This window comes from Streptomyces sp. NPDC005070 (genome assembly GCF_053600395.1).
This window is the reverse complement of sequence record NZ_JBSFZS010000580.1, coordinates 1-1099: the sequence shown is the minus strand read 5'-3', so window position 1 is coordinate 1099 and position 1099 is coordinate 1. Positions and strand designations below refer to the sequence as shown.

Below are 1099 nucleotides of genomic sequence, written 5' to 3'. Positions count from 1 at the left end.
GTGTGGAACGTCCTGCTCACCGCGGTTCTGGTGCTGCTGGCCTTCCCCGTCCTCGCCGCGGCGCTGTTCGCCCTGGAGGCGGACCGAAAATTCGGTCCCCGGCACCCCGCGCGACTCCCTGCACATCCTGGACGCCCTGCTGAACCTCGACGGCGGGCGCAAGCCGGAGATGGTGGCCACCGACAACGCCCCGTACTCCGACATGGTGTTCGGCCTGTTCAAGATCCTCGGCTACAACTTCAGCCCGCGGTTCCGCGACCTGGATGACCAGCGGTTCTGGCGGGCCACGATGCCCGGCGTCGAGACCGGCACCTACGGGGCAGTGGAGGACCTGGCCCGTAACCGCGTGAACCTGACCAAGGTGATCACGCACTGGCCGGACATGCTGAAGGTCGCCGGATCCCTGGTCACCAACCAGGTCCGCGCGTACGACCTGCTGCGGATGTTCGGGCGCGAGGGGCGCCCGACCCCGCTGGGGACGGCGTTCGCCGAGTACGGGCGGATCGCCAAGACCGAGCACCTGCTGCGGGTGGTCGACCCGGTGGACGACACCTACCGCCGGCAGATGAACCGGCAGCTCACCGTGCAGGAGTCCCGCCACAAGCTGGCCCGGGACGTGTGCCACGGCAAGCGCGGCACCATCCACCAGGCGTACCGCGACGGCATGGAGGACCAGCTCGGCGCGCTCGGCCTGGTCCTCAACGCCATCGTGCTCTGGACCACGAAGTACATCGACGCCGCCGTCGCCCAGCTCCAGGCCGAGGGGCACGAGATCCGCGAGGAGGACGTCGCCCGGCTCTCCCCGCTCAAGCACCGCAACCTGAACCTGCTCGGGCGCTACAGCTTCACCGCCTCCACCCCGGCCGCCGGCGCCCTGCGCCCGCTGCGCGATCCGGACGCCCCAGAGCTGGACGAGGACGACGCCGGCGAGCATTAGACAACTCTCCCGCTTGCCTCCAAGGGCCTGACCGGCGGGGAGATCGTCGCGCATCTCGCCAGGACGTGCCGGATGCGCCGTCCAGCACCGGTCGCGTGACGCGCTCCGAGCACCTCCGCTCAGCAGGTACGTCGTCCGCAGCCGGGGACCGGTTGCCCCGGT

General features: G+C 70.3%; 1 protein-coding gene. It reads left to right on the top strand.

Features of this window, described 5'->3' with window-relative positions; all coding sequences use genetic code 11:
* Positions 1 to 937: Tn3 family transposase (locus tag ACWEBX_RS41315; RefSeq protein WP_451889803.1), on the top strand; the 937-nt coding region annotated here is incomplete at its 5' end.
* Between the last annotated feature and the right edge of the window lie 162 nt (positions 938 to 1099).